At 67.8% G+C, this 23,849-nt stretch carries 23 protein-coding genes, 1 tRNA gene and 1 pseudogene; 16 read left to right on the top strand and 9 right to left on the bottom strand.

The window, feature by feature from the left end:
• The first annotated feature begins 18 nt into the window (after positions 1-18).
• A complete protein-coding gene (locus SL003B_RS12320; RefSeq protein ID WP_085997580.1) occupies positions 19-648 on the top strand; it encodes a GntR family transcriptional regulator in 630 nt (209 codons plus the stop codon).
• Here SL003B_RS12320 and istB read toward each other — a convergent pair.
• The 5 genes and pseudogenes from istB to SL003B_RS12300 form a co-directional block, all read right to left on the bottom strand.
• On the bottom strand, positions 581-1,351 hold the full coding sequence (gene istB, locus SL003B_RS12315) for an IS21-like element helper ATPase IstB (RefSeq protein ID WP_013650723.1): 771 nt from the start codon (positions 1,349-1,351) through the stop codon (positions 581-583). The two genes, SL003B_RS12320 and istB, sit on opposite strands and share 68 nt — an antisense overlap.
• A complete protein-coding gene (gene istA / locus SL003B_RS12310) occupies positions 1,348-2,844 on the bottom strand; it encodes an IS21 family transposase (protein ID WP_013650724.1) in 1,497 nt (498 codons plus the stop codon). Before istA ends, istB begins: the two co-directional genes overlap by 4 nt.
• Positions 2,845-2,902: 58 nt before the next feature.
• Positions 2,903-3,400, bottom strand: coding sequence for a hypothetical protein (locus tag SL003B_RS12305; RefSeq protein ID WP_148259295.1), 498 nt, complete (start codon positions 3,398-3,400; stop codon positions 2,903-2,905).
• Between the two features lie 108 nt (positions 3,401-3,508).
• A pseudogene (locus SL003B_RS24120) lies at positions 3,509-3,688 on the bottom strand (DUF6538 domain-containing protein); the annotation flags it as partial.
• 103 nt (positions 3,689-3,791) lie between these two features.
• A tRNA-Gln gene (locus tag SL003B_RS12300) sits at positions 3,792-3,865 on the bottom strand.
• A 253-nt stretch (positions 3,866-4,118) separates the two neighbouring features.
• On the opposite strand from SL003B_RS12300, the gene SL003B_RS22350 reads away from it, so the two are divergent.
• From SL003B_RS22350 to SL003B_RS12280, 5 genes are read left to right on the top strand one after another with little or no spacing between them, the layout of a single operon-like run.
• The gene (locus SL003B_RS22350; protein ID WP_242390244.1) at positions 4,119-5,612 is read left to right on the top strand and encodes a Ppx/GppA phosphatase family protein; all 1,494 of its coding nucleotides are present in this window, start codon (positions 4,119-4,121) and stop codon (positions 5,610-5,612) included.
• Positions 5,609-6,331 (top strand): RlmE family RNA methyltransferase, encoded by a 723-nt coding sequence (locus SL003B_RS12290; protein ID WP_013653175.1) that lies wholly within the window; start codon positions 5,609-5,611, stop codon positions 6,329-6,331. The genes SL003B_RS22350 and SL003B_RS12290 overlap by 4 nt, the downstream gene beginning before the upstream one ends.
• Entirely contained in the window at positions 6,331-6,474 is a 144-nt protein-coding gene (locus tag SL003B_RS23540; RefSeq protein ID WP_158306633.1) for a hypothetical protein, read from the top strand. The genes SL003B_RS12290 and SL003B_RS23540 overlap by 1 nt, the downstream gene beginning before the upstream one ends.
• 15 nt (positions 6,475-6,489) lie before the next feature.
• A complete protein-coding gene (gene guaB / locus SL003B_RS12285; RefSeq protein WP_041375518.1) occupies positions 6,490-7,992 on the top strand; it encodes an IMP dehydrogenase in 1,503 nt (500 codons plus the stop codon).
• Between the two features lie 54 nt (positions 7,993-8,046).
• Entirely contained in the window at positions 8,047-9,342 is a 1,296-nt protein-coding gene (locus SL003B_RS12280) for an RsmB/NOP family class I SAM-dependent RNA methyltransferase (protein ID WP_013653173.1), read from the top strand.
• A gap of 34 nt (positions 9,343-9,376) precedes the next feature.
• Here the strand turns inward: SL003B_RS12280 and SL003B_RS12275 are convergent, their stop codons facing one another.
• Positions 9,377-10,579: a tetratricopeptide repeat protein gene (locus SL003B_RS12275; RefSeq protein WP_013653172.1), complete on the bottom strand. Its 1,203-nt coding sequence runs from the start codon at positions 10,577-10,579 to the stop codon at positions 9,377-9,379.
• 424 nt (positions 10,580-11,003) lie between these two features.
• On the opposite strand from SL003B_RS12275, the gene SL003B_RS12270 reads away from it, so the two are divergent.
• From SL003B_RS12270 to SL003B_RS12255, 3 genes are all read left to right on the top strand, one after another.
• Positions 11,004-11,516 (top strand): MarR family winged helix-turn-helix transcriptional regulator, encoded by a 513-nt coding sequence (locus tag SL003B_RS12270; RefSeq protein WP_013653171.1) that lies wholly within the window; start codon positions 11,004-11,006, stop codon positions 11,514-11,516.
• Between the two features lie 37 nt (positions 11,517-11,553).
• Positions 11,554-13,101, top strand: a complete 1,548-nt coding sequence (guaA, locus tag SL003B_RS12265; protein ID WP_013653170.1) for a glutamine-hydrolyzing GMP synthase — start codon at positions 11,554-11,556, stop codon at positions 13,099-13,101.
• Between the two features lie 948 nt (positions 13,102-14,049).
• On the top strand, positions 14,050-14,715 hold the full coding sequence (locus SL003B_RS12255) for a TetR/AcrR family transcriptional regulator (RefSeq protein ID WP_013653169.1): 666 nt from the start codon (positions 14,050-14,052) through the stop codon (positions 14,713-14,715).
• 9 nt (positions 14,716-14,724) lie between these two features.
• Here SL003B_RS12255 and SL003B_RS12250 read toward each other — a convergent pair whose 3' ends face one another.
• Entirely contained in the window at positions 14,725-15,858 is a 1,134-nt protein-coding gene (locus tag SL003B_RS12250; RefSeq protein ID WP_049792580.1) for an ABC transporter ATP-binding protein, read from the bottom strand.
• A gap of 205 nt (positions 15,859-16,063) precedes the next feature.
• Here SL003B_RS12250 and SL003B_RS22345 point away from each other — a divergent pair, with 205 nt between their 5' ends.
• The 6 genes from SL003B_RS22345 to SL003B_RS12220 all read left to right on the top strand — a co-directional run bounded on the left by SL003B_RS22345 (position 16,064) and on the right by SL003B_RS12220 (position 22,313).
• The gene (locus SL003B_RS22345) at positions 16,064-16,861 is read left to right on the top strand and encodes a tyrosine-protein phosphatase (RefSeq protein WP_013653167.1); all 798 of its coding nucleotides are present in this window, start codon (positions 16,064-16,066) and stop codon (positions 16,859-16,861) included.
• 44 nt (positions 16,862-16,905) lie between these two features.
• Entirely contained in the window at positions 16,906-17,763 is an 858-nt protein-coding gene (locus tag SL003B_RS12240; RefSeq protein WP_013653166.1) for a metallophosphoesterase, read from the top strand.
• 39 nt (positions 17,764-17,802) lie between these two features.
• Entirely contained in the window at positions 17,803-19,116 is a 1,314-nt protein-coding gene (locus tag SL003B_RS12235) for an ABC transporter substrate-binding protein (protein WP_013653165.1), read from the top strand.
• A 61-nt stretch (positions 19,117-19,177) separates the two neighbouring features.
• Positions 19,178-20,476 (top strand): ABC transporter substrate-binding protein, encoded by a 1,299-nt coding sequence (locus SL003B_RS12230; RefSeq protein WP_013653164.1) that lies wholly within the window; start codon positions 19,178-19,180, stop codon positions 20,474-20,476.
• A gap of 81 nt (positions 20,477-20,557) precedes the next feature.
• A complete protein-coding gene (locus SL003B_RS12225) occupies positions 20,558-21,493 on the top strand; it encodes a carbohydrate ABC transporter permease (RefSeq protein ID WP_013653163.1) in 936 nt (311 codons plus the stop codon).
• A complete protein-coding gene (locus SL003B_RS12220) occupies positions 21,483-22,313 on the top strand; it encodes a carbohydrate ABC transporter permease (protein ID WP_013653162.1) in 831 nt (276 codons plus the stop codon). Before SL003B_RS12225 ends, SL003B_RS12220 begins: the two co-directional genes overlap by 11 nt.
• Positions 22,314-22,345: 32 nt before the next feature.
• On the opposite strand, the gene SL003B_RS12215 is transcribed toward SL003B_RS12220, so the two are convergent.
• Together SL003B_RS12215 and SL003B_RS12210 are read right to left on the bottom strand one after the other, a co-directional pair.
• Positions 22,346-22,636 carry a PilZ domain-containing protein gene (locus SL003B_RS12215; protein ID WP_013653161.1) on the bottom strand — a complete coding sequence of 97 codons (291 nt, stop codon included), beginning with the start codon at positions 22,634-22,636 and terminating at the stop codon, positions 22,346-22,348.
• 95 nt (positions 22,637-22,731) lie between these two features.
• On the bottom strand, positions 22,732-23,064 hold the full coding sequence (locus SL003B_RS12210) for a TraR/DksA family transcriptional regulator (protein ID WP_013653160.1): 333 nt from the start codon (positions 23,062-23,064) through the stop codon (positions 22,732-22,734).
• A gap of 145 nt (positions 23,065-23,209) precedes the next feature.
• Here SL003B_RS12210 and SL003B_RS12205 point away from each other — a divergent pair, with 145 nt between their 5' ends.
• Positions 23,210-23,782, top strand: coding sequence for an NnrU family protein (locus tag SL003B_RS12205; protein ID WP_013653159.1), 573 nt, complete (start codon positions 23,210-23,212; stop codon positions 23,780-23,782).
• Positions 23,783-23,849 lie beyond the last annotated feature (67 nt).

Genomic DNA, 23,849 nt, shown 5'->3' with positions numbered 1-23,849 from the left:
AGTCAACGGAGCCGAACCATGGCCGGATCGAGCCCTCTGCGGCTCCTGGAGCCGCCGAACAGGCCTTCGGTGGCGGACGCCGTATTCGACGAACTGCACAGGCAGATTCTGTCGCTCGACCTGCCGCCGGGAACAAGGGTGTCGGAAGCCGACGTCGCCAGGGCACTCGGCGTGTCCCGCCAGCCAGTGCGCGACGCCTTCTACCGCTTGTCCAAGCTCGGCTTTCTTTTGATCCGGCCGCAGCGGTCGACCACCGTCGCGCGAATTTCCGAAACCGCGGTGATGCAGGCCCGCTTCATCCGCAGCGCGATCGAGGCGGAAACGGTCCGCACGGCTTGCGAGACGTTGACTGCGCCGGACCACGAAGCGCTCGACGCGCTGCTGGAGCGCCAGAAAGCCGCGGTCGAGGCAGCGGATCCGCTGGCGTTCCATGAGCTGGACGACCTGTCAACGGCGGAGCAAAAGTCGTCCATTGGGCGGCGTAAAAGTAGGCCACCTGACGCCGCACGCGGGGAACGTCGGGAGGGCGTAGCCCGACCAGAGTTTCCCGCGTGCGGCGTTGGCGACTTTTTGAGGGGCTTCAGCCTGCCCTTCGGGCGCGGCTTTGAGCGAGACGATAGCTGTCGCCGTTCATCTCGAGGATGTTGACGTGGTGGGTCAGCCGGTCGAGCAGTGCGCCGGTCAGCCGTTCCGATCCCAGCGTCTCGGTCCATTCGTCGAATGGCAGATTGCTGGTGATCAGGGTGGCACCGCGTTCGTAGCGTTGCGCGATCAGCTCGAACAGCAATTCCGCCCCGGTCTTTGACAATGGCACGAAGCCCAGTTCGTCGATGATCAGGAGCTTGTAGGCTGCCATCTGCTTCTGGAAACGCAGCAGACGTCGCTCGTCGCGCGCCTCCATCATCTCGCTGACCAGGGCAGCGGCGGTCGTGAAGCCGACGGACAAGCCCTTCTGGCAGGCGGCCAGACCGAGACCGAGCGCCACATGGGTCTTGCCCGTGCCGCTGGGGCCAAGCGCGATGACGTTCTCGCGCCGCTCGACCCATTCGCAGCGGGCCAGCTCCAGCACCTGCATCTTGTTGAGCTTCGGGATAGCGGCGAAGTCGAAGCTGTCGAGGCTTTTGACGACCGGGAACCTCGCCGCCTTGATGCGGCGTTCGACCTTGCGGCGATCCCGTTCGATCATCTCCTGCTCAGCAAGCCGAGTGAGGTATCCGACATGGTCCACGCCCTGTGTGGCGCAGAGCCGGGCCAGCTTCTGATACTCGCGCTGGAAGGTCGGCAGCTTGAGGGTCTTGAGCGTGTGGGAGAGCAGGATCGCAGGGGGATTGTCTGACGCTTGGGTGCTCATGCGGCATCTCCCGCATGCGTCGACAGAAGCCGCATATAGGCCTTTGCCGATGTCTTCTCGACGGTGGCTCTTGGCAGGTACGGGTAGATGGACAGGTCCAGTCTCGGCGGCCGCCGCTCCACCTGGCACAGGAGAAGATGCTTGACGGCATCGAAGCCGATGGCCCCGATCTGGAGGGCCTGCTTCACCGCCACATGCAGATCGGCAAGCTCGAAGCTTTCCAGCAGCCGCAGCACCTGCACATACTCGCGCCGGCCATGCTTTGCCATGCGCGCTTCCATCAGGCGGCGCAGCGTGGCGAACGCCTCGGGCAGATCCCAGCCCTGAAGAGGAGCGGCCTGATCCAGCGCGTTGATCTTCTGTTCGATCAGCGGCAGGTAATGCAGCGGGTCGAACACAACGTCTTCCCGTTCCCAGCTTCGAGGATGACGAGCGATGATCTCGCCACGGCAGCCGATCACCACCTCGTCGACATAGCCCCGGATCCATACATCCTGATGGCCGAAGGCGACCGGGACGGAGTAGTCGTTGGTCCTGTAGCGCACCAGCGCCTGGGAAGAGACCCGACCGCTGGCCTGATCGCAGGCCTCAAAAGGCGAAGCTGGCAGCGGCCGCATCGCCGCAAGATCGCGCTGCAGCCGTTCTGCGATCGTCTCGCTCTCGCCGCGCAGCCTGTCGCGCTGGCGCTTGCGGCATTGCTCTTCCAGCCAGGCGTTGAACTCATCCCACGTCGCAAAGCGCGGGATCGGCACCATGAAGTTGCGACGGGCATAGCCGACGAGGCCTTCGACGCTTCCCTTGTCATTACCCTTGCCGGGGCGGCCATAGCGATCCCGGATCAGGTAGTGGGACAGGAAGCCGCTGAACAGCACTGTCCGCTTGCGCGTGCCATCGGCCAGGATCTTCGACACCAGGCAGCGGTCGTTGTCATAGACGATCGATTGTGGCACCGCCCCGAAGAAGGCGAACGCATGGACGTGGCCATCAATCCAGGCCTCTGACACCGCCGCCGGATAGGCCCGCACATAGCAGGCGTCGCTGTGCGGCAGGTCGAGCACAAAGAAGTGCGCCTTCTGCTCCACGCCGCCGATGACAACCACAGCCTCGCCAAAGTCAGCCTGCGCGTGGCCCGGCGGATGCGATAACGGCACGAACACTTCCTGCCGGCGCTGCTCCCGCTCGCGCATGTAGTCCTTGATGATCGTATAGCCGCCGGTGAACCCGCACTCAGCCCGCAACCGGTCGAACACACGCTTGGCCGTGTGGCGCTGCTTGCGCGGTACCTTCAGGTCTTCGTCCAGCCAATGATCAATGGTCGAAACAAAGGCGTCCAGCTTCGGCCGACGCACCGGGGCCTGACGGCGATAGCCCGGAGGCGTCGAATACGACAGCATCTTGGAAACGCTGTCGCGTGAGATATTGAAATGCTTCGCTGCCTGACGTCGGCTCATCCCCTCCGAGACCGCCAGACGCACCTTCAGATATAAGTCCACGGTGTAGATCCCCTGACCCTCCTGCACATGTTGCAGAAGGAAAATAGGTGGACGACTTTTACGCCGCCCGCGGCAGGACTATCCCGCCGCTACCGTGGCCGAATTTTGCACCGCCGCTCTCATGTGCCTGGTTGCCCGTCTGCTGACGCCATTCGCCGCGCCGAATCTGGCCTTCGATGTAGCTCGGATAGACCTTGGAAAATAGCGGCTCTGTCTGTGCCTCCGGTTGCTGTTGCTGAACGGGAGCGACAGCAGGGGCAACCTCTAACAAGGCTTGGTGAAGCAGCTTGCTCTTGGGCTCGAACTCGAAGTCGCCTTCATATCGGGCTTTCAGCGCTTCTGCGAGGTCAATACCGGCCCGGTGAACGACTTCCTTACATTGATGCCGTTCTGCTTCGTCAAGATCCCTCCAGGTCAGCCCGACCATCCGCGCCGTCATCTGCGCGGTGGTGATGCCGTGATCCAGCATATTGCCACCAAGCGACTTCTTCGTCTCCTGGGCGACGCCACCCCAGTACCTCGCGCGGGCGGCTCGACCGTCTTCGGTGAGATACATGCCAGATGCTCGCACAGTGCGTTCTCGCTCCAGGACGTGGTTGTAGAAACTCTGGGCGAGAAGGGCGAGTTGATCCTGAGTAAGCATGGGGTTTGCGCGGGCCGTTTCGAAAAGTTGTTCGGAGAGCCAGTATAGCTCATCCGCTCGTAGCCGCGCGACCTTCGGTCCGCAAGCACCAAGGCTGCGAACCAGTTCGCGCCGCTTCAGCCTTTCGCGCAAATCTGCCGGAACCGCTCGTCGGAAATGAAATATGCGTCCGCGTCGAACGATATTGGAAGGAGCTGCCACTTCGCTTTGCTCGCTCTTTGTAGCAGCGGTTTGTAGCAAAACGCTTCATCCCGCCTGGGGTGGCGCGAGGCACTTTAACGATTTCAGCTAGTTAGGAGGAAAGTGGCTGGGGAACCTGGATTCGAACCAGGACTAACGGAGTCAGAGTCCGTGGGTCTACCGTTAACCTATTCCCCAGTAGAGCCCGCCGGCGGAACGGGCCGCCTCGACGTGGGCTGCCTTATACAGCCAAGCGGACAAAGGATGCAACAGGGGCGGGGCGATTTCTTTGCGCCCGCCTGTGGATGGTGAGCAGGGCACATGTTTGCGCGGCCCTGCGGCACCGGCAATCTGTCCGCTTTGCGCCCACCGAACAACCTGTTACAGTTCGCCCAACGATATTCTGTTGCGCGCGCGCCGCACCGGCGTGCCAGCGCAGAGAGGCATTGAAGTGGAAAACTCGGGTCAGGAGCCGCCCAGGGCCGGGCGGAGTGTCCCTGACGCGGCAAGGTCCCCGGTCTCTTCGGAGCAGCGCCTGCAGACGCGGGCGAAACGCAAGCGCCGGCGGCGCAAGGCGCCCGGCTCCAAGGGGACCCAGACAGGTGCTCCGGCACCCCGGCCGCAGGCGGAAACGTCTTCGGAGCCGCGTCCGGACCAGGGCAAACGCAACAAGCGTGGCCGCGGCGGGCGGCCGAACCGGGCCGAGCGCCGGGCGGGGCTCCATGCGCGCGACAGCGCACAGAAGCCGTCCTCGGTACAACCAGGACCGGCCCGGATCGTCCCCGGACAGGGGACTCCCGCCAAGTCGGTCGCCGGCCAGGCGACGCTCCGGCAGGCTCTGCCCCGAGCGGCCGCCGCAACTGCACGGACCGAATCGGGGCTGGCGGCTCCGGCCGTAATCGGCCGGGAGCAGGCCGCACCGCTCTATGCCGCCCTCGACCTCGGCACCAACAATTGCCGTCTGCTCGTCGCCCGTCCGGAGGGGCGCGGGTTCCGCGTCGTTGACGCCTATTCTCGCATCGTCCGGCTCGGCGAAGGCGTCGGTCTGAACCGCCGACTCAGCGTGCCGGCCATGGAGCGGGCCATAGAGGCGCTGGAGAGCTGCCGCCGCAAGCTGTCCGAACGGGGTGTCCAGCGCTCGCGCCTGATCGCCACGGAGGCATGCAGGGCAGCGGAAAACGGTCCCGACTTCATCGAGCGCGTGCAGCGCGAGACCGGACTGGCGCTGGAGATCGTCAACCGGGAAACCGAGGCGCGGCTCGCCGTCGCCGGCTGCGCCTCGCTGGTCGACCGCGATGCCGACGGAGTGCTGCTGTTCGACATCGGCGGCGGATCGTCGGAGATCGTGTGGCTCGACCTGCGCAACCGCTGCGGCGCACGCGGCTATGCGCTCACCCGCTTCATCCGGGCGTGGATCTCCCTGCCGGTCGGCGTCGTCAACCTGGCCGAGCGCCATGGCGGCATGCATGTCACCCACGCAACCTTCGAGGCTATGGTCGAGGATGTTTCCGACCACCTCCAGCAATTCGCGTTCGGATCCGCGCTCAGCGAGGCGATTTCGTCCGGCGCGGTGCACATGCTCGGCACCTCCGGCACCGTGACGACCCTGGCCGGCGTCCACTTCGGACTCAGGCGCTACGACCGGCGCCGGGTCGACGGGGCCTGGTTGGCGGACGAGGACGTCTCGGCGATGATCGAAAAACTGCGGTCGATGCCCTATGAGGAGCGCGTCGGTAATCCCTGCATCGGCGCCGACCGTGCGGATCTCGTGCTCGCCGGCTGCGCGATCCTCGAGGCGATCCGCCGGCGCTGGAGCTGCAGCCGCCTGCGCGTCGCCGACCGGGGCTTGCGCGAGGGCATCCTCACCGAACTGATGTCCGCCGACGGCGTCTGGAAGACCGGCCCGGCCCGTCGCGGCGGCACACGCCAGAAAGGAACCAAATGAGCGGCTCGAAACGCGGCTCCGGCGACCGCGGCCTGCATGTGCGGGTCAAGACCGCGGCCAAGCGCAAGGAATCCTCGACCCGCTGGCTCGAGCGCCAGCTGAACGATCCCTACGTCCGCCGCGCCAAGATGGAAGGCTACCGCTCGCGCGCGGCCTACAAGCTGATCGAGATCGACGACAAGCATAGGCTGCTCAAGCCCGGACAGCGCGTCGTCGACCTCGGCGCCGCACCCGGCGGCTGGTGCCAGGTCGCGGTCGAGCGGGTCGGCTCGACCCCGGAAAATCCGCTCGTCGTCGGCATCGACTATCTCGACATGGACCACATTCCCGGCGTCGTCTTTCTCAGGAAGGACTTCCTTGACGACGACGCGCCGGCCGCGCTGATGGCCGCCCTCGGTGGACACAGGCCCGACGTCGTGCTGTCCGATATGGCCGCGCCGACCACGGGCCACCGCCAGACCGACCACCTTCGCACGACGCATCTGTTCGAGGTGGCGATCCTGTTCGCCCGCGAGAACCTGGCGCCGGGCGGTTCGTTTCTGGCCAAGGTCTTCCGCGGCGGAACGGAGAACGCACTGCTCGCCGACCTCAAGCGCGACTTCGAGACGGTCGTCCACGTCAAGCCGCCGGCAAGCCGCAAGGAGAGCCCCGAGCTCTACGTGGTCGCCAAGGGCTTCCGGGGACAAGGGCGGGACAGGGATTCGGACGTCGAAGCCTGATGGAGAAGCGCGACCGGACGCCGCTTTCGCCTTTTCATATCGTCACCCGCATGGTATTCACCCGCGCCAACTTCTCCGGCAATGCCGAAGCGCTCATGCTGCCGCAGCCCGTCTCGGTGCTCGCGGGTCGACCGCCTATTTGAACAGGGGATTTGGCCATGGCCTCATTTTTCGTACCGGCAACCGGCGCCGAGGCGCTGACCTTCGACGACGTCCTTTTGATGCCGGGTCATTCGGAGGTCATGCCGGCCCAGACCGACCTGCGCACAAGGGTGACCAAGGGCATCGAGCTCAACCTGCCGATCCTGTCCTCGGCCATGGATACGGTCACCGAATCGCGTCTCGCCATCGCCATGGCCCAGGCGGGGGGCATGGGCGTCGTCCACCGCAACCTCGGCCTCGACCAGCAGGCCGAACAGGTCCGCCAGGTGAAGAAGTTCGAATCCGGCATGGTGGTGAACCCGGTCGTGATCGGGCCCGACGCGACGCTGAAGGACGCGCTCGACCTCATGGGCCAGTACGGCATTTCCGGCATTCCGGTGGTCGAGAACGGCGGCACCGGCGGCCAACATACCGGGCGCCTGGTCGGCGTGCTGACCAACCGCGACGTCCGCTTCGCCTCCAATCCCGAGCAGCGCGTCTATGAACTGATGACGCGGGAAAACCTGGTCACCGTACGCGACACGGTCAGCCAGGAGGAGGCCAAGCGCCTGCTGCACCAGCACCGCATCGAGAAGCTGCTGGTGGTCGACGAGAAGTATAACTGCGTCGGCCTCGTCACGGTCAAGGACATCGAGAAGGCGCAACTCAATCCCAACGCGTCCAAGGACGACCAGGGCCGCCTGCGCGTCGCCGCGGCGACCAGCGTCGGCAACGAGGGGCTTGAGCGGGCGGAACGCCTGATCGACGCCGGTGTCGATCTCTTGGTGGTCGATACGGCGCACGGCCATTCCGCCCGGGTGCTCGAAATGGTCGCCAGCGTCAAGGCGATGTCCAATTCCGTGCAGGTGCTGGCCGGCAACGTCGCGACGCGCGAGGCGACCAAGGCGCTGATCGATGCCGGCGCCGACGCGGTCAAGGTCGGCATCGGCCCCGGATCGATCTGCACCACGCGCATCGTCGCCGGCGTCGGCGTGCCGCAACTGACCGCCATCATGGAAAGCTGCGACGAGGCCGCCAAGCAGGGCATCCCGATCATCGCCGACGGCGGCATCAAGTATTCGGGCGATCTGGCCAAGGCGCTGGCCGCCGGTGCCTCGGCGGCGATGATCGGCTCGCTGCTGGCCGGCACCGAGGAAAGCCCCGGCGAGGTCTATCTGCATCAGGGCCGCTCCTACAAGGCCTACCGCGGCATGGGTTCCGTCGGCGCCATGGCGCGCGGCTCCGCCGACCGCTACTTCCAGGCCGAGGTTCGCGACACGCTGAAGCTGGTTCCGGAAGGCATCGAAGGTCAGGTGCCCTACAAGGGGCCCTTGTCCAGCGTGCTGCACCAACTCGCTGGCGGCCTCAGGGCTGCGATGGGCTACGTCGGCGCCAGCACCATCACGGAACTGCAGGAAAGGGCCCGCTTCGTGCGCATTTCCGGCGCGGGCCTGCGCGAAAGTCATGCCCACGACGTGACCATCACGCGCGAGAGCCCGAACTACCCGACGAACATTTGAGCCGTCGGGCCGGCGTCAGCCGACGCCGGCCGGGAACGGGCCTGGAGTGATACGATGAAGGACGGCGGGCGTCTTGCCGCGGCAATCGAGATTCTGACCGAGGTGGACGAGCGCCACCGGCCGGTCCAGGAGGCGCTGAAGGACTGGGGCAACGCCCACCGCTTCGCCGGTTCCGGCGACCGGACGATCATCGGCAACCTCGTCTTCGATGCCCTCCGCCACAAGCGCAGCCTCGGCTGGCGGATGCGTTCGGACACGCCGCGGGCGATCGTTCTTGCCACCTATGCGCTGTCCTGGGCCCTCGGCCCCGATCGCCTTCAGGCCGTCCTTGCCGAGGACCGCCATGCGCCGGAGGCAGTCTCGGCGGACGAGGCTGCGGCACTGCAGATGGAACCGGCGGAGCGAGCTCCCGATGCGGTGGCGGCGGATGTGCCGGACTGGCTGTGGCCGGTCTTCGCCGGCTCGCTCGGTGCCGGTGCTGTGCGGGAAGGGCAGGAATTGGCGGCGCGCGCGCCGATCGATATGCGCGTCAACACCTTGAAGGCGACGCGGGAAAAGGTCGCGAGGCGGCTGCAGCACATCGGCGTGCGCGAGACGCCGCTGTCGCCGGTCGGCCTCAGGGTCGAGCCGAGGCCGGGGCCGGCGCGCCTGCCGCATGTGCAGGCCGAGGAGGGCTATCGCAAGGGCTGGTTCGAGCTGCAGGACGAGGCGAGCCAGCTGGTCGCCCTGGTCGCAGGCGCTCAGCCGGGCCGGCAGGTGCTCGACTTCTGTGCCGGCGGCGGCGGCAAGACCCTGGCTCTGGCGGCCCGCATGGAAAACCGCGGCCAGATCTATGCCTTTGATTCCGATAGGATAAGGCTCGCGCCGATCCACGAGCGGCTGGCCCGCGCCGGCGCCCGCAACGTCCAGGTCCGCCCGCCGCATGAGGGCGCTCTCGACGACCTTGCCGGCCACATGGACCTCGTCTTCGTCGACGCGCCGTGCACCGGCACCGGCGTGTGGCGCCGGCGGCCGGATTCCAAGTGGCGGCTGACCGAACGGGCGCTGGCCGAGCGGGTCGAGGACCAGGCGCGCGTGCTTGAAGCCGCCGCCCGCTTCGTGCGTCCGGGCGGCTTGCTTGCCTATGTGACCTGCTCCGTTCTGGTGCCGGAAAACCGCCAGCAAGTCGCCGGATTCCTGTCGACCCATTGCGATTTCGAGACACTGTCCGCGGCCGAGGCCTGGACCGCCGCTCTGCCGGGCGCGCCTCTGCCCGCTCATGTCTCGCCGGAGGGGCATCTGACCCTGACCCCGGCGACGACCGGCACCGACGGCTTCTTCATCGCGCTGCTGCGCCGCAAGCCCGCCTGACGGCCCGACTGACGGCCCCTGGCGGGGAACGGGGTCAGGCGGGATTCTGCTTTGGCGGATCCCCGGGCGCCTTGGTGGCCGACCCTTGCGCCGCATTGCCATCGTCGTCTGCGGTTGGGTCGTCTGCGGCTGGCGCCGGAGCGCCGGTTTCGCGCGCTGCTTCCGGGTCCGGTTCAACAGGTGCCGGCTCGCCGGTCGCGGGCAGGGCGACCGCGCGCAGGGCCTCGATCACGTCGCGAATGCGGTCGGGCGCCGGCTGGCCGGCTGCAACCGCCGTGAGCACGGTGCGCGCTGCCGTACGCTCGCCTAAGGCGGCGAGGGCGGCGCCGACGGCATTGCCGGCGTCGCGGTGGTCGGGCCGCTCGCTCCAGGCATCGTCGGCGTGGCGCAGCGCCGCCTTGAGGTCGCCGGCGCGCCGGGCGACCGTGCTCAGCTTGACCTTGACGTCTGGATCCGCCGGGTCCCGGTCGAGCGCCGCCTCGTAGGCGTCGCGCGCAGGCCCGAGCGCGTCCTGTGCGGCGAGCACGTCGCCGAGCATGGCATAGGCTGCCGTCGAGCCGGAGCCGATGCCGACCGCCCGCTCCGCCAGCTCCTTCGCTTCGTCGAGCCGCTGGCGCCTGAGCAGCGCCCGGGCGAGGCCGAGCAAGGCCGGCTGGTAGACCGGGTCGAGGCGCAGGGCGGCGCGATAGGCGGCGATCGCCGTGCCCGGGCGCGGATCGCCCGCGCAGGCGTCGGCGAGAAGGGTCAGCGCCGGGGCGTTGTCGGGCAGGAGCCCGACGAGGCGCTGCGCGGCCTCCAGCGCCGCTTCAGGCCGGCCCTGGCGGATCAGGATCGTCGCCAGGCCGTAAAGCGCGTTGTGGTTGTCGGGCATGGCGTCCAGAACGGCGCGGAACGAGGCTTCCGCGTTGGCGAGGTCGCCGAGCAGCAACTGGCAGTTGCCGAGATTGGCGCGGGCGCGCAGATGGTCGGGCCGGGCGAACACGATCTTGCGCAGCAACGCCGCCGCCTCGTCGAGGCGCCCCGAGCGCAGCAGCGCGGTGGCGGCCCGGTAGGCGGCGTCGACGTCCTCCGGCGCCCGCGCATGGGCGTCCAGATAGGCGGTGACATCCGGCCCCGACCCAACCGGGATGGAACCGACCGGGGAGGCGCCATCCGCGTAGGCGCTGGCCGGGCGCGCGTCCGCCGCCGCTGCCGGGGTCTGCTGGGGGGAGGGCCGGGCGTCTTCCGGGTTGCTCATGGCCTGTGATCGCTTCCGCAGTCCGGGTCCGGTGCGAAGCGACGTCGCCGGCCCGTTGTCCTTGATGATCCCCGAGTGCCCGGCCTCGCCGGTTTCGAATCGGCATCGGCCCGCAACCTGAAGCTTACGCATACCCGCGCGGCCGGGTCAAAATGAAGGCAGGGGGTGTTGACAAGGTCCTTTCAAGCGAAACGAAAAGATTGGGCGCCGGTCCTGTGATCGGCTGTTTCGTTGCTGATGACGCGATATCGGCCGGCGCCGCGCGGCCTCGTTTCGGTGGCAACAAAAAGGGTCGTGGATATCCCCGCAAAGATCGTGTCGTCGGCAACGAAACTGCTGTAACAGGCGGCAAAATCGACCAGAACAGCCCACGCCGGCGGCGTTGCCAGAAGGCGCTGCCGTCGACGCCCGGAGGCGAGATCCGATGAAATCCGTACCGGACGGCCCGATCCATCAGGCCGGCCTCTTCGACGCCGAGCCGCCCGTCGGCCTCGACAATTTCCTGCCCCTGAAGCTTATCGCCGCCGCGCGGCTGGTGGAGCGCCGCCTGGCGCGCGCCCTGCAGGCCGACCACGGTCTGGCGCTCGCCGAATGGCAGGTGCTGGCCGCCCTGATCGAGGTGGAGGACCTGTCGGTGCGCGACCTCGGGCCGCGGACCGGCCTCGACGCCGTCGCCATCAGCCGGGCGGCGATGCGCCTGACCGACCGCAAGCTGGTGAAGAAGGCCGAGAACCGCAAGGACCGGCGGCTGGTCGTGCTCAGGCCGACGCGCGCCGGCCGACAGCTCGGTGCCGGCATCGCCGCGCGGCTCGCGCCGCTGGAGGCGGAGATCCTGCGGGGCGTTGGCGTCTCCGACCGGATCCGGCTGTCGAACCTGCTCGGCGCGCTCCAGCTCCGCGAGCCGGTCGTGCAGGCGCGGCCGCGCAGCGCAAATTGAAGTTCAAATCCGGCCGGCGACAGGCTAGAAGCACGTCATGACAGACAGCATTCTCATTATCGACTTCGGTTCCCAGGTCACCCAGCTGATCGCCCGGCGCGTGCGCGAGGCTGGCGTCTACTCGGAAATCGTGCCGTTCCAGTCGGCAGAGGCCGCCTTCGAGCGGATGCGGCCGAAGGGCGTAATCCTGTCCGGCGGCCCGGCCTCGGTGCTCGACCAGAGCGCGCCGCTGGCGCCGATGTCGGTGTTTGCGGCGGGCGTGCCGGTGCTCGGCATCTGCTACGGCGAACAGGTCATGGCCCACCAGTTGGGCGGGCGGGTCGAGGGCGAGCACCACCGCGAGTTCGGTCGCGCCTTCGTCGAGGTGACCAGGCCCTGCGCGCTGACCGAGGGCGTGTGGGAGGCCGGCAGCCGCCATCAGGTGTGGATGAGCCACGGCGACCGCGTCACGGCGCTGCCCGACGGCTTCGAGGTCGTCGCCGTCTCCGAGAACGCGCCCTATGCCATGATCGCCGACGAGGCGCGCCGCTTCTACGCCACCCAGTTCCACATGGAGGTGGTGCACACGCCCGACGGGGCGAAGCTTCTGTCCAATTTCGTCCACAAGATCGCCGGCTGCGCCGGCGACTGGACCATGGCGCATTTCCGCACCGACGCGATCGCGCGCATCCGCGCGCAGGTCGGCAGCGGCAGGGTGATCTGCGGCCTGTCCGGCGGCGTCGACAGTTCGGTCGCCGCCGTGCTCATCCACGAGGCGATCGGCGACCAGCTGACCTGCATCTTTGTCGACCACGGCCTGATGCGCAAGGGCGAGGCGAAGGAGGTGGTGTCGCTGTTCCGCGGCCACTACAACATCCCGCTCGTCCATGTCGACGCGGCCGATACCTTCATCGACGCGCTCGAGGGCGAGAGCGATCCGGAGGTCAAGCGCAAGACCATCGGCCGGCTGTTCATCGAGGTGTTCGAGGCCGAGGCGACGAAGCTCGGCGGCGCCGACTTCCTCGCCCAGGGCACGCTCTATCCCGACGTGATCGAGAGCGTCTCCTTCACCGGCGGCCCGTCGGTGACCATCAAGTCGCACCACAATGTCGGCGGCCTGCCCGAGCGCATGAAGATGAAGCTGGTAGAGCCGCTGCGCGAGCTGTTCAAGGACGAGGTGCGCGCGCTCGGGCGCGAGCTCGGCCTGCCCGACGCCTTCGTCGGCCGCCATCCGTTCCCGGGCCCGGGCCTCGCCATCCGCTGCCCCGGCGGCGTGACGCGCGACAAGCTGAAGATCCTGCGCGAGGCCGACGCGATCTATCTCGACGAGATCCGCAAGGCCGGGCTCTACGACGCCATCTGGCAGGCCTTCTCGGTGCTGCTGCCGGTGCAGACCGTCGGCGTCATGGGCGACGGGCGCACCTACGAATACGTGCTGGCGCTGCGCGCCGTCACCTCGGTCGACGGCATGACCGCCGACTTCTACCACTTCGACATGGAGTTCCTCGGCCGCGCCGCGACCCGCATCATCAACGAGGTCAAGGGCGTCAACCGCGTCGTCTACGACGTCACCTCCAAGCCGCCGGGGACGATCGAGTGGGAATGACGGGGACTAGCTAGCCCTCGCGTGTCGGTACGTCGTTTTTCGTCGGAAAAGCGACGGTCTGCGGCTCGTCTCCCTGTCATCCGCCTTCTGGTCTCTGCGGTCGCCGAAAGTCCCGCCATGGCAACCCAGGCCCGGGTCGATCAGGGTACCGTCCCGCCTGCGGCACCTGGTCCGGCATGGCGGCGTCGATCAGCGGCATTGTGATGCCGTGCACGACCTTTTCCTGTGGCGGTGGAGAGGGCGTACCGGCCTTCGCTCGTCCTTCCGCTGCCCCGAAACCGCGCATAAAGCGGCCGGGACGCCGCAAGGGGCAGCCTGCGCCGTCGCCTGGTTACGCGACTGCTCGGGCTTGCCCGGTGCGTCGCGGGCCATCGCCGCGCCGATCGCTGCCCGTTGCGGCCATGCCCGTCGTCCCCCGTCCGCCAGCAGGGGCTTTCCGAGCGAACCGACGCCATGGGGCCGCCCCGAGCGGCCGGCAGCGGCTCCCTCGCGCAGTGCTGGCGCCCCGACAAACAAGCATCGGCGAGACGCAGGTCGCGTCAGCAGCGTGCGCAGCGTGATCGGTTCTGCCCCTGCCGCTCCATCCGGTCATCGCTTCAACGGGCGGCGCCTACGCAGGCGACGGACCTTGCTGCGATGCCCCGGGTCGTTCGAAGGTTCATGAGCGTCGGCTATGGTTGGACCGTCATGTCTCATCACCATGCCTCAACACCCTGTTTCATGGTCGGCTGACGCCGAATTGCCCGCAGGAAGCGCAACTGCGGCCTTCATCACCGTGTCATCGACGGCCGGGACAATGGCACAAATCCTTAGCCCGGCAAGTATCTGGTTCCCCCGGCGGGCCCTGGTCTCCCCAGAGGACAGAGGGCATGGGTCAGAGGATATGGGTCAGACGACATGGGTCAGACGACATGGGTCGCATGACAGGGGTCAGATGACGTGGGTCACATGATTGGCGTCCCGCATCCGACCGCCGATCGCCTCGTCGGCGCCTATTGCCAGTTGGTCGAGGAGGGGGTGGCGGCCGCGCAGATCACCACGCGCATGGTCGCGGATCGGGCGGGAACCAGCGTCTCGGCGGTCGCGTTCCATTTCGGCTCGCTGGACGAGCTGATCGCCGCCGTGGGCATGGGCGCCTACAACCGCCTCAACAGGGAGAGGTTGCAGATTCTGCAGACCGCGATCTTTGCACACCGTCCCGAGCCGCCGCCCGTGCGCAGCGTGCTCGATGCGCTGATCCGCCCGCCCGTGCTCTGGCATCTGCGCGGGGACGGGGCCTACGGCGTCCTCATGCACATCAGCACGCTGCTGTCGACCTGCCGCGATCCGGGGCGGTTCCGGGCGCTGGAGGCAAGCATGCAGCCGCATCGCGTCATCATGGCGCAGCTGCGGGCGCACGCCCCTTGGCTCAGCGAGGCCGAGATCGGCTGGCGGGTGAGCGCCATCCTGGGGATCCGCTCGCAGGTGCTGCGCAGGCGCTACCGCTGCGACGCCTTCACCGGCGGCCGTCTCGACCTCGACGACCCGGAAGCCGTCATCGAAGCGATCCTCGACCTGGCGGTGCCGATGTTCGCGGCCCCCGATGCGGCCAGCGCACCGCGGCACCGCTTCTGAGGGAAGCCGTCAGGCTCCCGCCGCTCTGAGCGGTCGCTCGCACCGGGCCGGCCAAGGCAGGTCGACGGCAAGGCCGGCCTCGTCGAACAGATGGAAGGCGTCGCGCGCCACGGACAGCGTGACCGGGCGACCGCGCTCGAAGGCATGGGTGCCCGGCAGGCGCGCGACGAACTCGGCACCGGTCAGGCCGGCAAACTCGAAGCGGACCAGGGTTTCGGCGCCGAGGCACTCGACGTGCAGGGCGGTGGCCTGCAGGGTCGCGTCCTCGCCGGCGCCGTCCGGTGCTGCCCGGATGCTCTCCGGGCGGATGCCGAGGGTTGCCGGGCCGCCCGCGCAGGCAGCGTCGCGCGGCAGCGCAAGCCGCAGCCCGTCGGCGACGAACTCCGCCCCGGCTTCGCTCCGCTGCAGCACGCCGGGGACGAGGTTCATCGCCGGCGCGCCGAGGAACGCGGCCACGAACAGGTCGCGCGGCCGCTGGTAGAGCTCCATCGGTGTGCCGGTCTGGCGGATCCGTCCGCCGTCCATGAGCACGACCCGGTCGGCCATGGTCATCGCCTCGACCTGGTCATGGGTGACATACAGCGTGGTGATGCCGAGCCCCTTCTGCAGCCGGGCGATCTCGACCCGTGCGGAGCCGCGCAGCTTGGCGTCCAGGTTCGACAGCGGCTCGTCGAACAGGAAGGCGGCCGGCTCGCGCACGATGCAGCGGGCGACGGCGACGCGCTGGCGCTGGCCGCCCGACAGCTCCCTGGGACGGCGGTGCAGCAGATGCGCGATGCTCATGCGCTCGGCCGCTTCGCGCACCCTGACCTCGATCTCCGCCTTGGGCAGGCCCTTCAGGCTGAGCGCGAAGCCGATGTTCTCGGCCGCCGTCATGTGCGGATAGAGCGCGTAGGACTGGAACACCATGGCGAGGTTGCGGTCGCGCGAGGCGAGCTGCGTGACGTCCCTGCCGCCGACCCGGATCCGGCCGTCCGTCACTTCCTCGAGCCCTGCCAGCATGCGCAGCGTGGTGGTCTTGCCGCACCCGGACGGGCCGACCAGGGCGACGAATTCGCCCTCGGCTACGGTGAGGTCGAACCGGTCGACCGCGACAACATCGTCAAATCGCTTGGTGACAGTCTCGAATGCAAGTCCGTGCATGTCGGCAGGCCTTCTTTCTTGCGCCATTGTCCCTGCCTCGCAGAGTGCGGACCGAAGGACACAGTTCGACGACCGTGGCGAAAACTTTTCGTGGCGGTTGTCGAACGCCGTTCGACAGATTTCATCCCGGCGACAACGCTCGGGCAAAAAAGCTTCATGTCCGCCTGCCAAGGTCGCCGCCGAGCGGGGCAGGCAGGAGACAGGGATGCAACAGGACATCGCGGCAACCAAGAGGACGGTCGGCAACGCATTGCCGCCGCTGCAGTCGCCAGTGCAGTCGCCACTTCTGGCCGCCCACCCGAATTTCCGCGCCCTGGACGGGGTGGCAGCGGACGGCCGGCGCGTCCGCCCAGCGGCCTTCCTGCGCGGTCCCGCGCTTCACGATCTGGCCGAGACCGACTGGCTGGCGGCGCCTCTGTCGGGCCTCGACCTGATCGTCGACTTCCGGCGCCACGAGGAAAGCACGCACCGCCCGAACCGGCTGCCGGCCGCCCTGCGCGACCGCATGCTGGCACTGCCGATCTGCACCGGGGCGACGGCGACGCTCGTGTCGGACGCGGGATCGGTGCCGGTCGACCATGACCGGGCGTGCGCGGCGATGACTGCCGCCTACCGCGACTTCGTGCGCGTCAACGGCGCCGTCTTCGCCGCCTTTCTGTCGGCCGTGGAGCGGATCGAACGCGGCCCGGTGTTCTTTCACTGCACCGCCGGCAAGGACAGGACCGGCTTCGCAGCCGCGCTGATCCAGCTCGCGCTCGGGGTTGGCCGCGACCAGGTGATGCACGACTTCCTGGCGACCGGCGGCCTGTGGGCGCCCGACCCGGCCCTGGCTGAACGCATTCCGGAGCCGGCGCGGGCGGCGGTGTTCGGCGTGCAGCCCGATTACCTGAACGCTGCGCTCGACGAACTCGACGCGGTCCATGGCGGGGCCGTGGCCTTCGCGACAGCCGCGATGGGCGGCGAGGAGCGGTTCCGCCGATGGGTGGAACGCAGCCTCGTCTGAGCCGATCCGGACATCTGATTTGACGACATGCAAGGGAACACGACATGACCGGAAAGACCAGTTTCGTGCACATCACCGACCTGCACATCAGCGCTCCGGAGCTGGAGGACACCCGGCTGCGTTCGGACACGACCGCGACGCTGAAGGCCGTGCGCGCCATGATCGAGGGCCTGGCCAGCCGGCCGGCCTTCGTCATCGCCAGCGGCGACCTGACCAACCACGGCGACGAGGCCTCCTACCGCGCGCTCGCCGACCTGATGCACGGCTTCGACGTGCCGGTGGTCTGGGCCCTGGGCAACCACGACACGCGCGCGGGCTTCTATCGCGGCCTGCTCGGCCGGACCGACGATCTCGACGCACCCCATGACGAACACCGGGTCATCGACGGCGTCCACCTGGTCACCCTGGACACGTCCGTGCCGGGCAAGATCGGCGGCGATCTGGAGGACGCGCAGTTCGCCTTTCTCGAGGCGGCGCTCCGCAGCCACACGGAGCTGCCCAAGGTCCTCGTCATGCACCACGCTCCGGCGCTGGACCGGGATCCCGACTGGGAGTGGGAGGGGCTGTCCTTTGCGGCCACCGACCGGCTCGCCGCGGCCCTCGACGGACACCGCATCGCGGGCATCTTCTCGGGCCATATCCATCAGGATCGCTTCTCGCACTGGCACGGCATCCCGCTGGTCGTCGGCATGGGGCAGCACTGCGCCCTCGACCCGCTCCATTCCGGCGACAGCATCCGCTCGGTCAGCGGCGCGTCCTTCTCGGTGTGCGTGCTGCGCGACAGCGGTTTGACGGTTACCTGCGCACCGCTGCCGTCCGACCGCGTCGAACTCGCCCGTACCACCCTGGACCAGCTCCGTGCCTACGAGGACTCGCTCGCCAACCGCGCGACCGCGGCCTGACCGGGGCACGCCATCTCTTCTTTTACAAGGACCCCACCCATGCAGATCCTGAGAAGTCTCGCCCGTTCGGCCGGCGTCGCCCTGGCGCTCGCGGCCGTGAGCGGCGGCGCTGTTGCCCAGAGCATGTCCGCCAGCATCGATACGCCGGTGACGATCAAGTTCTACAATTACAATCTCGGCTCGGCCGGCATCGGCCGCGAGGCCACGCTGGAGATGATCGACGCGTTCCAGGCGGCCAATCCCATGATCACCGTCGAGGGCGTGGCGGTGTCCTCCGCGGAGGTGATGAGCCGCGTCCAGGCGGACGTGATCGCCGGGCAGGGGCCCGACATCGCCCAGATCATCTTCGCCGACCTCGGCTACGTGGTCGACAACTTCGGCGTTCCGGCGCTCGAGGACGTCGTGCCGGCGGCGGACCTGTCCCAGCATCTCGACGGCCTGTTCCCGCGCGGCGTCGAACTCGGCCGGCTCGACGGCAGGACCTACGGGCTGGCCTATGTCTTCTCCACACCGGTGCTGTTCTACAACGCGGACCTGTTCCGCAAGGCCGGGCTCGATCCCGATGCGCCGCCGCGCACATGGGAGGAGGTCGCCGCCGCCGCCAAGGCGATCACGGCCAGCACCGGCCAGGCCGGCCTCCTGACCGGCATCTTCGGTCCGTCTGCCTACGACTGGCTCTACCAGGGCTTCATCCGCTCGAACGGCGGTAGGGTCATGTCCGAGGACCGCACGACCATGATGTTCGGCGCCCCCGAGGCGGTCGAGGCGCTCGGCGTGCTGCGCGACATCGCCAAGGCCGGCGCGATGCCCAACCTGCCCTCGACCTCGGCCATCGAGACCATGTCGAGCGGCAATGCCGGCATGTACCTGCAGACCAGCGCCGTCCAGGGCCGGATGCTGAAGGGAGCAGAAGGCACTTTCGAGCTGCGCGCCGCGCCCATGCCGACCTTCGGCGACAAGCCCGCGACGCCGACGAACTCCGGCTCGGCCCTGGTGATCATGACGCGCGATCCGCTCAAGCAGCGCGCCGCCTGGGAGCTGATGAAGCACCTTACCTCTGATTACGGCTACACGATTATCACGTCCAAGATCGGCTACGTGCCCCTGCGCGAGAACGCGGTCAGGAGCGAGGAGCATCTCGCCGGCTTCCTGCGCGAGAACCCGGTCGTGCAGCCGAATATCGACCAGTTGCAGTCCCTGGTTCCCTGGGTGCCGCTGCCGGGCCCGAACTACCGCCAGATCCTGACCGTCATGATGAACGCCTCCGAGCAGGCCGTATTCGGAGCGCAGGACGACATCGCCGCGATCATGGCGGACGCACAGGCGCGCGCGCAGGCCTTGGTGCCGCGCTGAATCGATCGAAGGACCGCGGCGCCGCCGCGGTCCCGTCGCCAACCTTCATGGAGTGATACCGATGCTGCACCGCACTTTCCTGGGCATGGCGACGGCCGTCGCCATCCTGTCCGCACCGCTTGCCGCGCTCGCACAGAGCATGGCCCCGGCCTCCGACGCGCCCGTCACCATCCGTTTCTACAACTACAACCTCGCCTCCGCCGGGATCGGACGGGATGCGACGGTGGAGATGCTGGATAGCTTTGCCGAGGCACATCCGACGATCAAGGTCGAGGGGGTCGCGGTGCCATCCGCCGATGTCATGAGCCGGGTCCAGGCCGACGTCGTCGCGGGGCAGGGCCCGGACATCGCCCAGATCGTCTTTTCCGACCTCGACTACGTGGTGACCAATTTCGGCGCGCCAGCGCTCGAGGACATCGTCCCGGCCGGGGAACTTGAGGCGCATCTCGCCGGCATCTTCCCCAATGGGGTCGAACTCGGCCGGCTCGACGGCAAGACCTATGGGCTGGCCTATGTTTTCTCGACACCCGTGCTGTTCTACAACGCGGATGTCTTCCGCGCCGCCGGACTGAATCCGGATGCGCCGCCGCGCACCTGGGACGAGGTGAAGTCGGCCGCGCTTGCGATCAGGTCCAGCACCGGCAAGACCGGCCTGATCGCCGGCATCTTCTCGCCCTTCGACTGGATGTTCCAGGGCCTGATCCGCTCGAACGGCGGCCGCGTGCTCTCGGAAGACCGCAAGCAGCTGATGTTCGCCGAGCCGGAAGCGGTCGAGGCGCTCGCCATCCTGCGCGACATGGCCAAGAGCGGCGCCATGGAGAATGCGACGACCGCCAACGGTATCGAGGCGATGTCGTCGGGTCAGGTCGGCATGTATCTCACCACCAGCGTGGTGCAGGCGTCCCTGCTCAAGGGCGCTGCCGGCAAGTGGGAACTGCGTGCGGCGGCCATGCCGGCGTTCGGCGACCGCCCCGCCGTGCCGACCAATTCCGGTTCGGCGCTGGTGGTGTTCACGCAGGATCCGCTCAAGCAGCGCGCCGCCTGGGAATTGATGAAGCACCTGACCTCTGACTATGCCTACACGATCATCACCTCGAAGATCGGCTACCTGCCGCTGCGCCAGTCGACCATCGACGGCGAGGCTCATCTGGCGCCCTGGCTGCGGGAAAACCCGTTGGCGCTGCCGAACATCCAGCAGCTGTCGCGAATGGAGCCGTGGGTGCCGCATCCGGGTCCGAACTACCGGCAGATCGTCACGACCATGATGAATGCCGCCGAGCAGGCGGTGTTCGGCGAGGGCGATCCGGCCACGATCCTGGCCGAGGCGCAGAAGCGGGCCCAGGCGCTGATGCCGCGCTGAACGACGTCAAGCGGCGCGGTGACCGGACGGCACCGCGCCCGCGACACCGACCAACAGGGGTTTTGCAGGGATCATGCAGCCATGACCGAGACCGCCACAATCGCACCGCCGCTGCGAGGCGTCCTGTCGCACTGGCTGCGGCGTCAGCCGCTGGCGCCCTGGCTCTATCTCGCACCGGCCGCCGCCGCCCTGATCGTCTGGATCTATGCCCCGCTCGGCTATGCCCTGTGGCTCAGCTTCCACGAATGGAACATGCTTCCGTTCGCGTCCATCCGCTCCGTCGGGACACAGAACTACGAGCGTCTGCTGGAGCTTCCGGAGATGGGCCAGGCGCTCCGCAACACGCTGGTCTATCTGGTCGGCCTGCTGCCTCTGACGGTGGTCCTGCCTGTCGCCGCCGCGATCCTGACGCACGAGTTGAAGGGGCGCTGGCGCAACATCTATCGCGGGCTGATCTTCGTGCCGCTGATCATCGCGCCGGTCGCGGCCGCGGCGGTGTGGCGCTGGATCCTCGATCCGGACTTCGGGCTGCTCAACACCGGCCTGAAGGCGCTCGGGCTGGAGCCCTTGCGCTTCCTCCAGGATCCGGATCTGACGATCTGGTCGATCATCTGGATCACCGGATGGAAACTGATCGGCTTCTCCACCCTGATCGTCTCGGCAAGCCTTGCCAACATCAACCCGTCCCTGATCGAGGCGGCGCGGATGGACGGCGCCAGCGAATGGCAGGTGACGCGCCGCATCCGCCTGCCGCTGCTGTCGCCGGTCATCTTCCTTCTGATCCTGCTGACCATCCTGCTCGGAGCGCAGTGGAGCTTCACCTACATCCACGTGCTCACCCAGGGCGGACCGCTCGGCACCTCGAACAACATCTACTACCTGCTCTGGCAGTTCGGCTTCGGCGGCCTGGCTGCGGGCTGGGCGTCCGCCGCCGGGATCATCCTCTTCGCCGGATTCGGACTGGTCGCCGTCGCGCTTCTCTGGCTCATGAACAAGGTGACGTTCCATGACAACTGATGTCGCGGCGCATCGTCCGGCCGCAGGCTGGCTCGCCCATGCGGTGATGATGCCGCTGGCCTTCGTCTCGATCTTTCCTGTCTGGTGGATGTTCGTGACGTCGCTGCGGCCGGAGAACGACATCTACAGCAGACTGCCGTGGCCGTCCGCGCCAACGCTCGACAACTATGCCTATGCGATCCAGGCCATTCCCGTCTGGGCGATGCTCTGGAACACGCTGGTCTACTCGGCGCTGGCCACGGCCGCGCAGCTGCTGACGGCGATCCTGGCCGCCTATGCCTTCGCCCGCTGGCGATTCCTGTTCGACAGGGCGCTGTTCGCGCTGATCGCCCTGACCTGGCTGGTGCCGTTCCAGGTGGTGATGATCCCCAACTACGTGCTGGTCTCGCAGATGGGGCTGATCGACACGATCGCCGCCCTGGTCGTCCCGAACCTCGCCTCCGCCTTCGCCATCCTGCTACTTGTCCAGTCCATGCGCTCGTTTCCCTCCGAGGTGATCGAGGCCGCGCACATGGACGGTGCCGGCCACTGGCGCATCCTGTGGCGGATCCTGGTGCCGAACCTGCGCGCGCCGCTGGCCGCGCTTGCCATCCTGCTGTTCATCTCGTCGTGGAACGATTATTTCTGGCCGCTGCTGCTGACGCGTTCCGAACGATCAACGGTGATCCAGATCGGTATCCAGATGTTCCTGACCGAGGAAGGCAACCAGTGGGGACCGCTGATGGCGATCTCGTCGCTCGCCTGCCTGCCCGTGCTGGCCCTATACGCCGTGCTGCAGAGGCAGGTGATCGACAGCTTCGTGAAGGCCGGACTGAAGTGAGGGAAGGGACGACCGGCGACCTTCGGACCTGATCAGCCGCCCTTCTTCAGCGTGCTCTCGGCCGGGCCGGTGAACCTGACGCCGATCTGGTCTTCCGTGCGCCAGACGGCGCGGGCCGGGCGGCGGATGTGGTCGGCGTCGATATAGAGCAGGAATTCTTCGGGAATCGCCAGCGTATCGGACACCTTGAGCAGCACGCCCTCGTCGCTGGCGTTGCGGATGATGCAGTCAAAGACCTGCGAGAGATTGCCGAACACGATCCGCGCTGACTTCAGCGTGCGATGACGCGGCAGTTTCCTTCGCTCGTCCCTTTGCTCGTCCATGACAAGAACTCCCGGTGCAGGACCATGTGCGGCGAGGTTAAGGCGTGCAGGTGAAGGATTGCTTGCCGTGATCGCGAACCCGGCGGCGCTGCCGCCTATGTCGCGCACCGTACGCACAGCGCCGCGGCCGGATCGATGGCGAGGCGCCGGTCGGGGATCTCCTCGCCACACTCGAGGCAATAGCCGTAGTCGCCGTCCGTCAGGCGGCGCAGCGCCGAGTCGAGCCTGGCGCGTTCGGCCCGGCGTTGGCGCTCGGCGGCCTGCGCCATGGCCTGCATCTGCAGCGCGTCCATGCGCGACAGCCGTCCGACGGCCTGCTGGTCGAGCTCGACCGGCGCCCGGTTGGCCGCGGACAGGGCGCTCAGGGCTTCAAGTTCGGCCTTGCGGGCGGCAAGCCGCGTGCGGGCCAGATCAAGATCCACGGTCATGATCGAATTCTGCCCCAGGCCGGGTGGGCCGGCAAGACCCGAAGCCGCGGGCGGCGCAAGGCCATCGCGTTGCGCGCCGATTGCGGGCTGATCTTGCCTGCGCGATGGGCTATGGAAGAGGCGGTCAGGCAAGGGGAGAGGCGCAATGATCCAGCTTCTGGCAGGTCTCGTGGTGTTCCTGGGCGTGCACAGTATTCCGATGCTGCCGGCATTCAGGCGCGCTCTGATGGCACGGTTCGGCGACGGGCCCTACCGGCTCGTCTTCAGCGTCGTCGCCCTCGTCGGGCTGGTACTGATCATCCACGGCTACGGCGCCGCCCGCATGGCCGGCCCGCCGCAGCTCTACGATCCGCCGCTGTGGACGCGCCATCTGGCACTGCTGTTGATGGTGCCGGTGTTCATCCTGCTGATCGCAGCCTATCTGCCGGGGCGGCTGAAGCGGATGCTGCGCCATCCGATGCTGCTTGCAATCAAGATCTGGGCGTTTTCCCACCTTCTTTCCAACGGCGACCTCGCCTCGGTGCTGCTGTTCGGCAGCTTTCTCGCCTGGGCGGTCGCCGACCGGATCTCCGTCAAGCGGCGCGGCCTGAACGGCCAGGGCCCGCTTTCCGAGCGCGCCGGACGCAACGAGACCATCGCGATCATCGGCGGCCTCGCGCTCTACGCCGCCTTCGTCGTCAAGCTGCACGAGGTGCTGATCGGTGTGCCGCCGATCTGATCGCGGCCTCTGCCTCACTTGCGCCATCAAGCCATTGAAAACAGCCGGGACGGGCGTTTGCCACGAC

The organism is Polymorphum gilvum SL003B-26A1 (assembly GCF_000192745.1).
Lineage (GTDB): Bacteria > Pseudomonadota > Alphaproteobacteria > Rhizobiales > Stappiaceae > Polymorphum > Polymorphum gilvum.
Note: the sequence above shows the minus strand (reverse complement) of the source record. Positions and strands in the feature narration are given on the sequence as shown.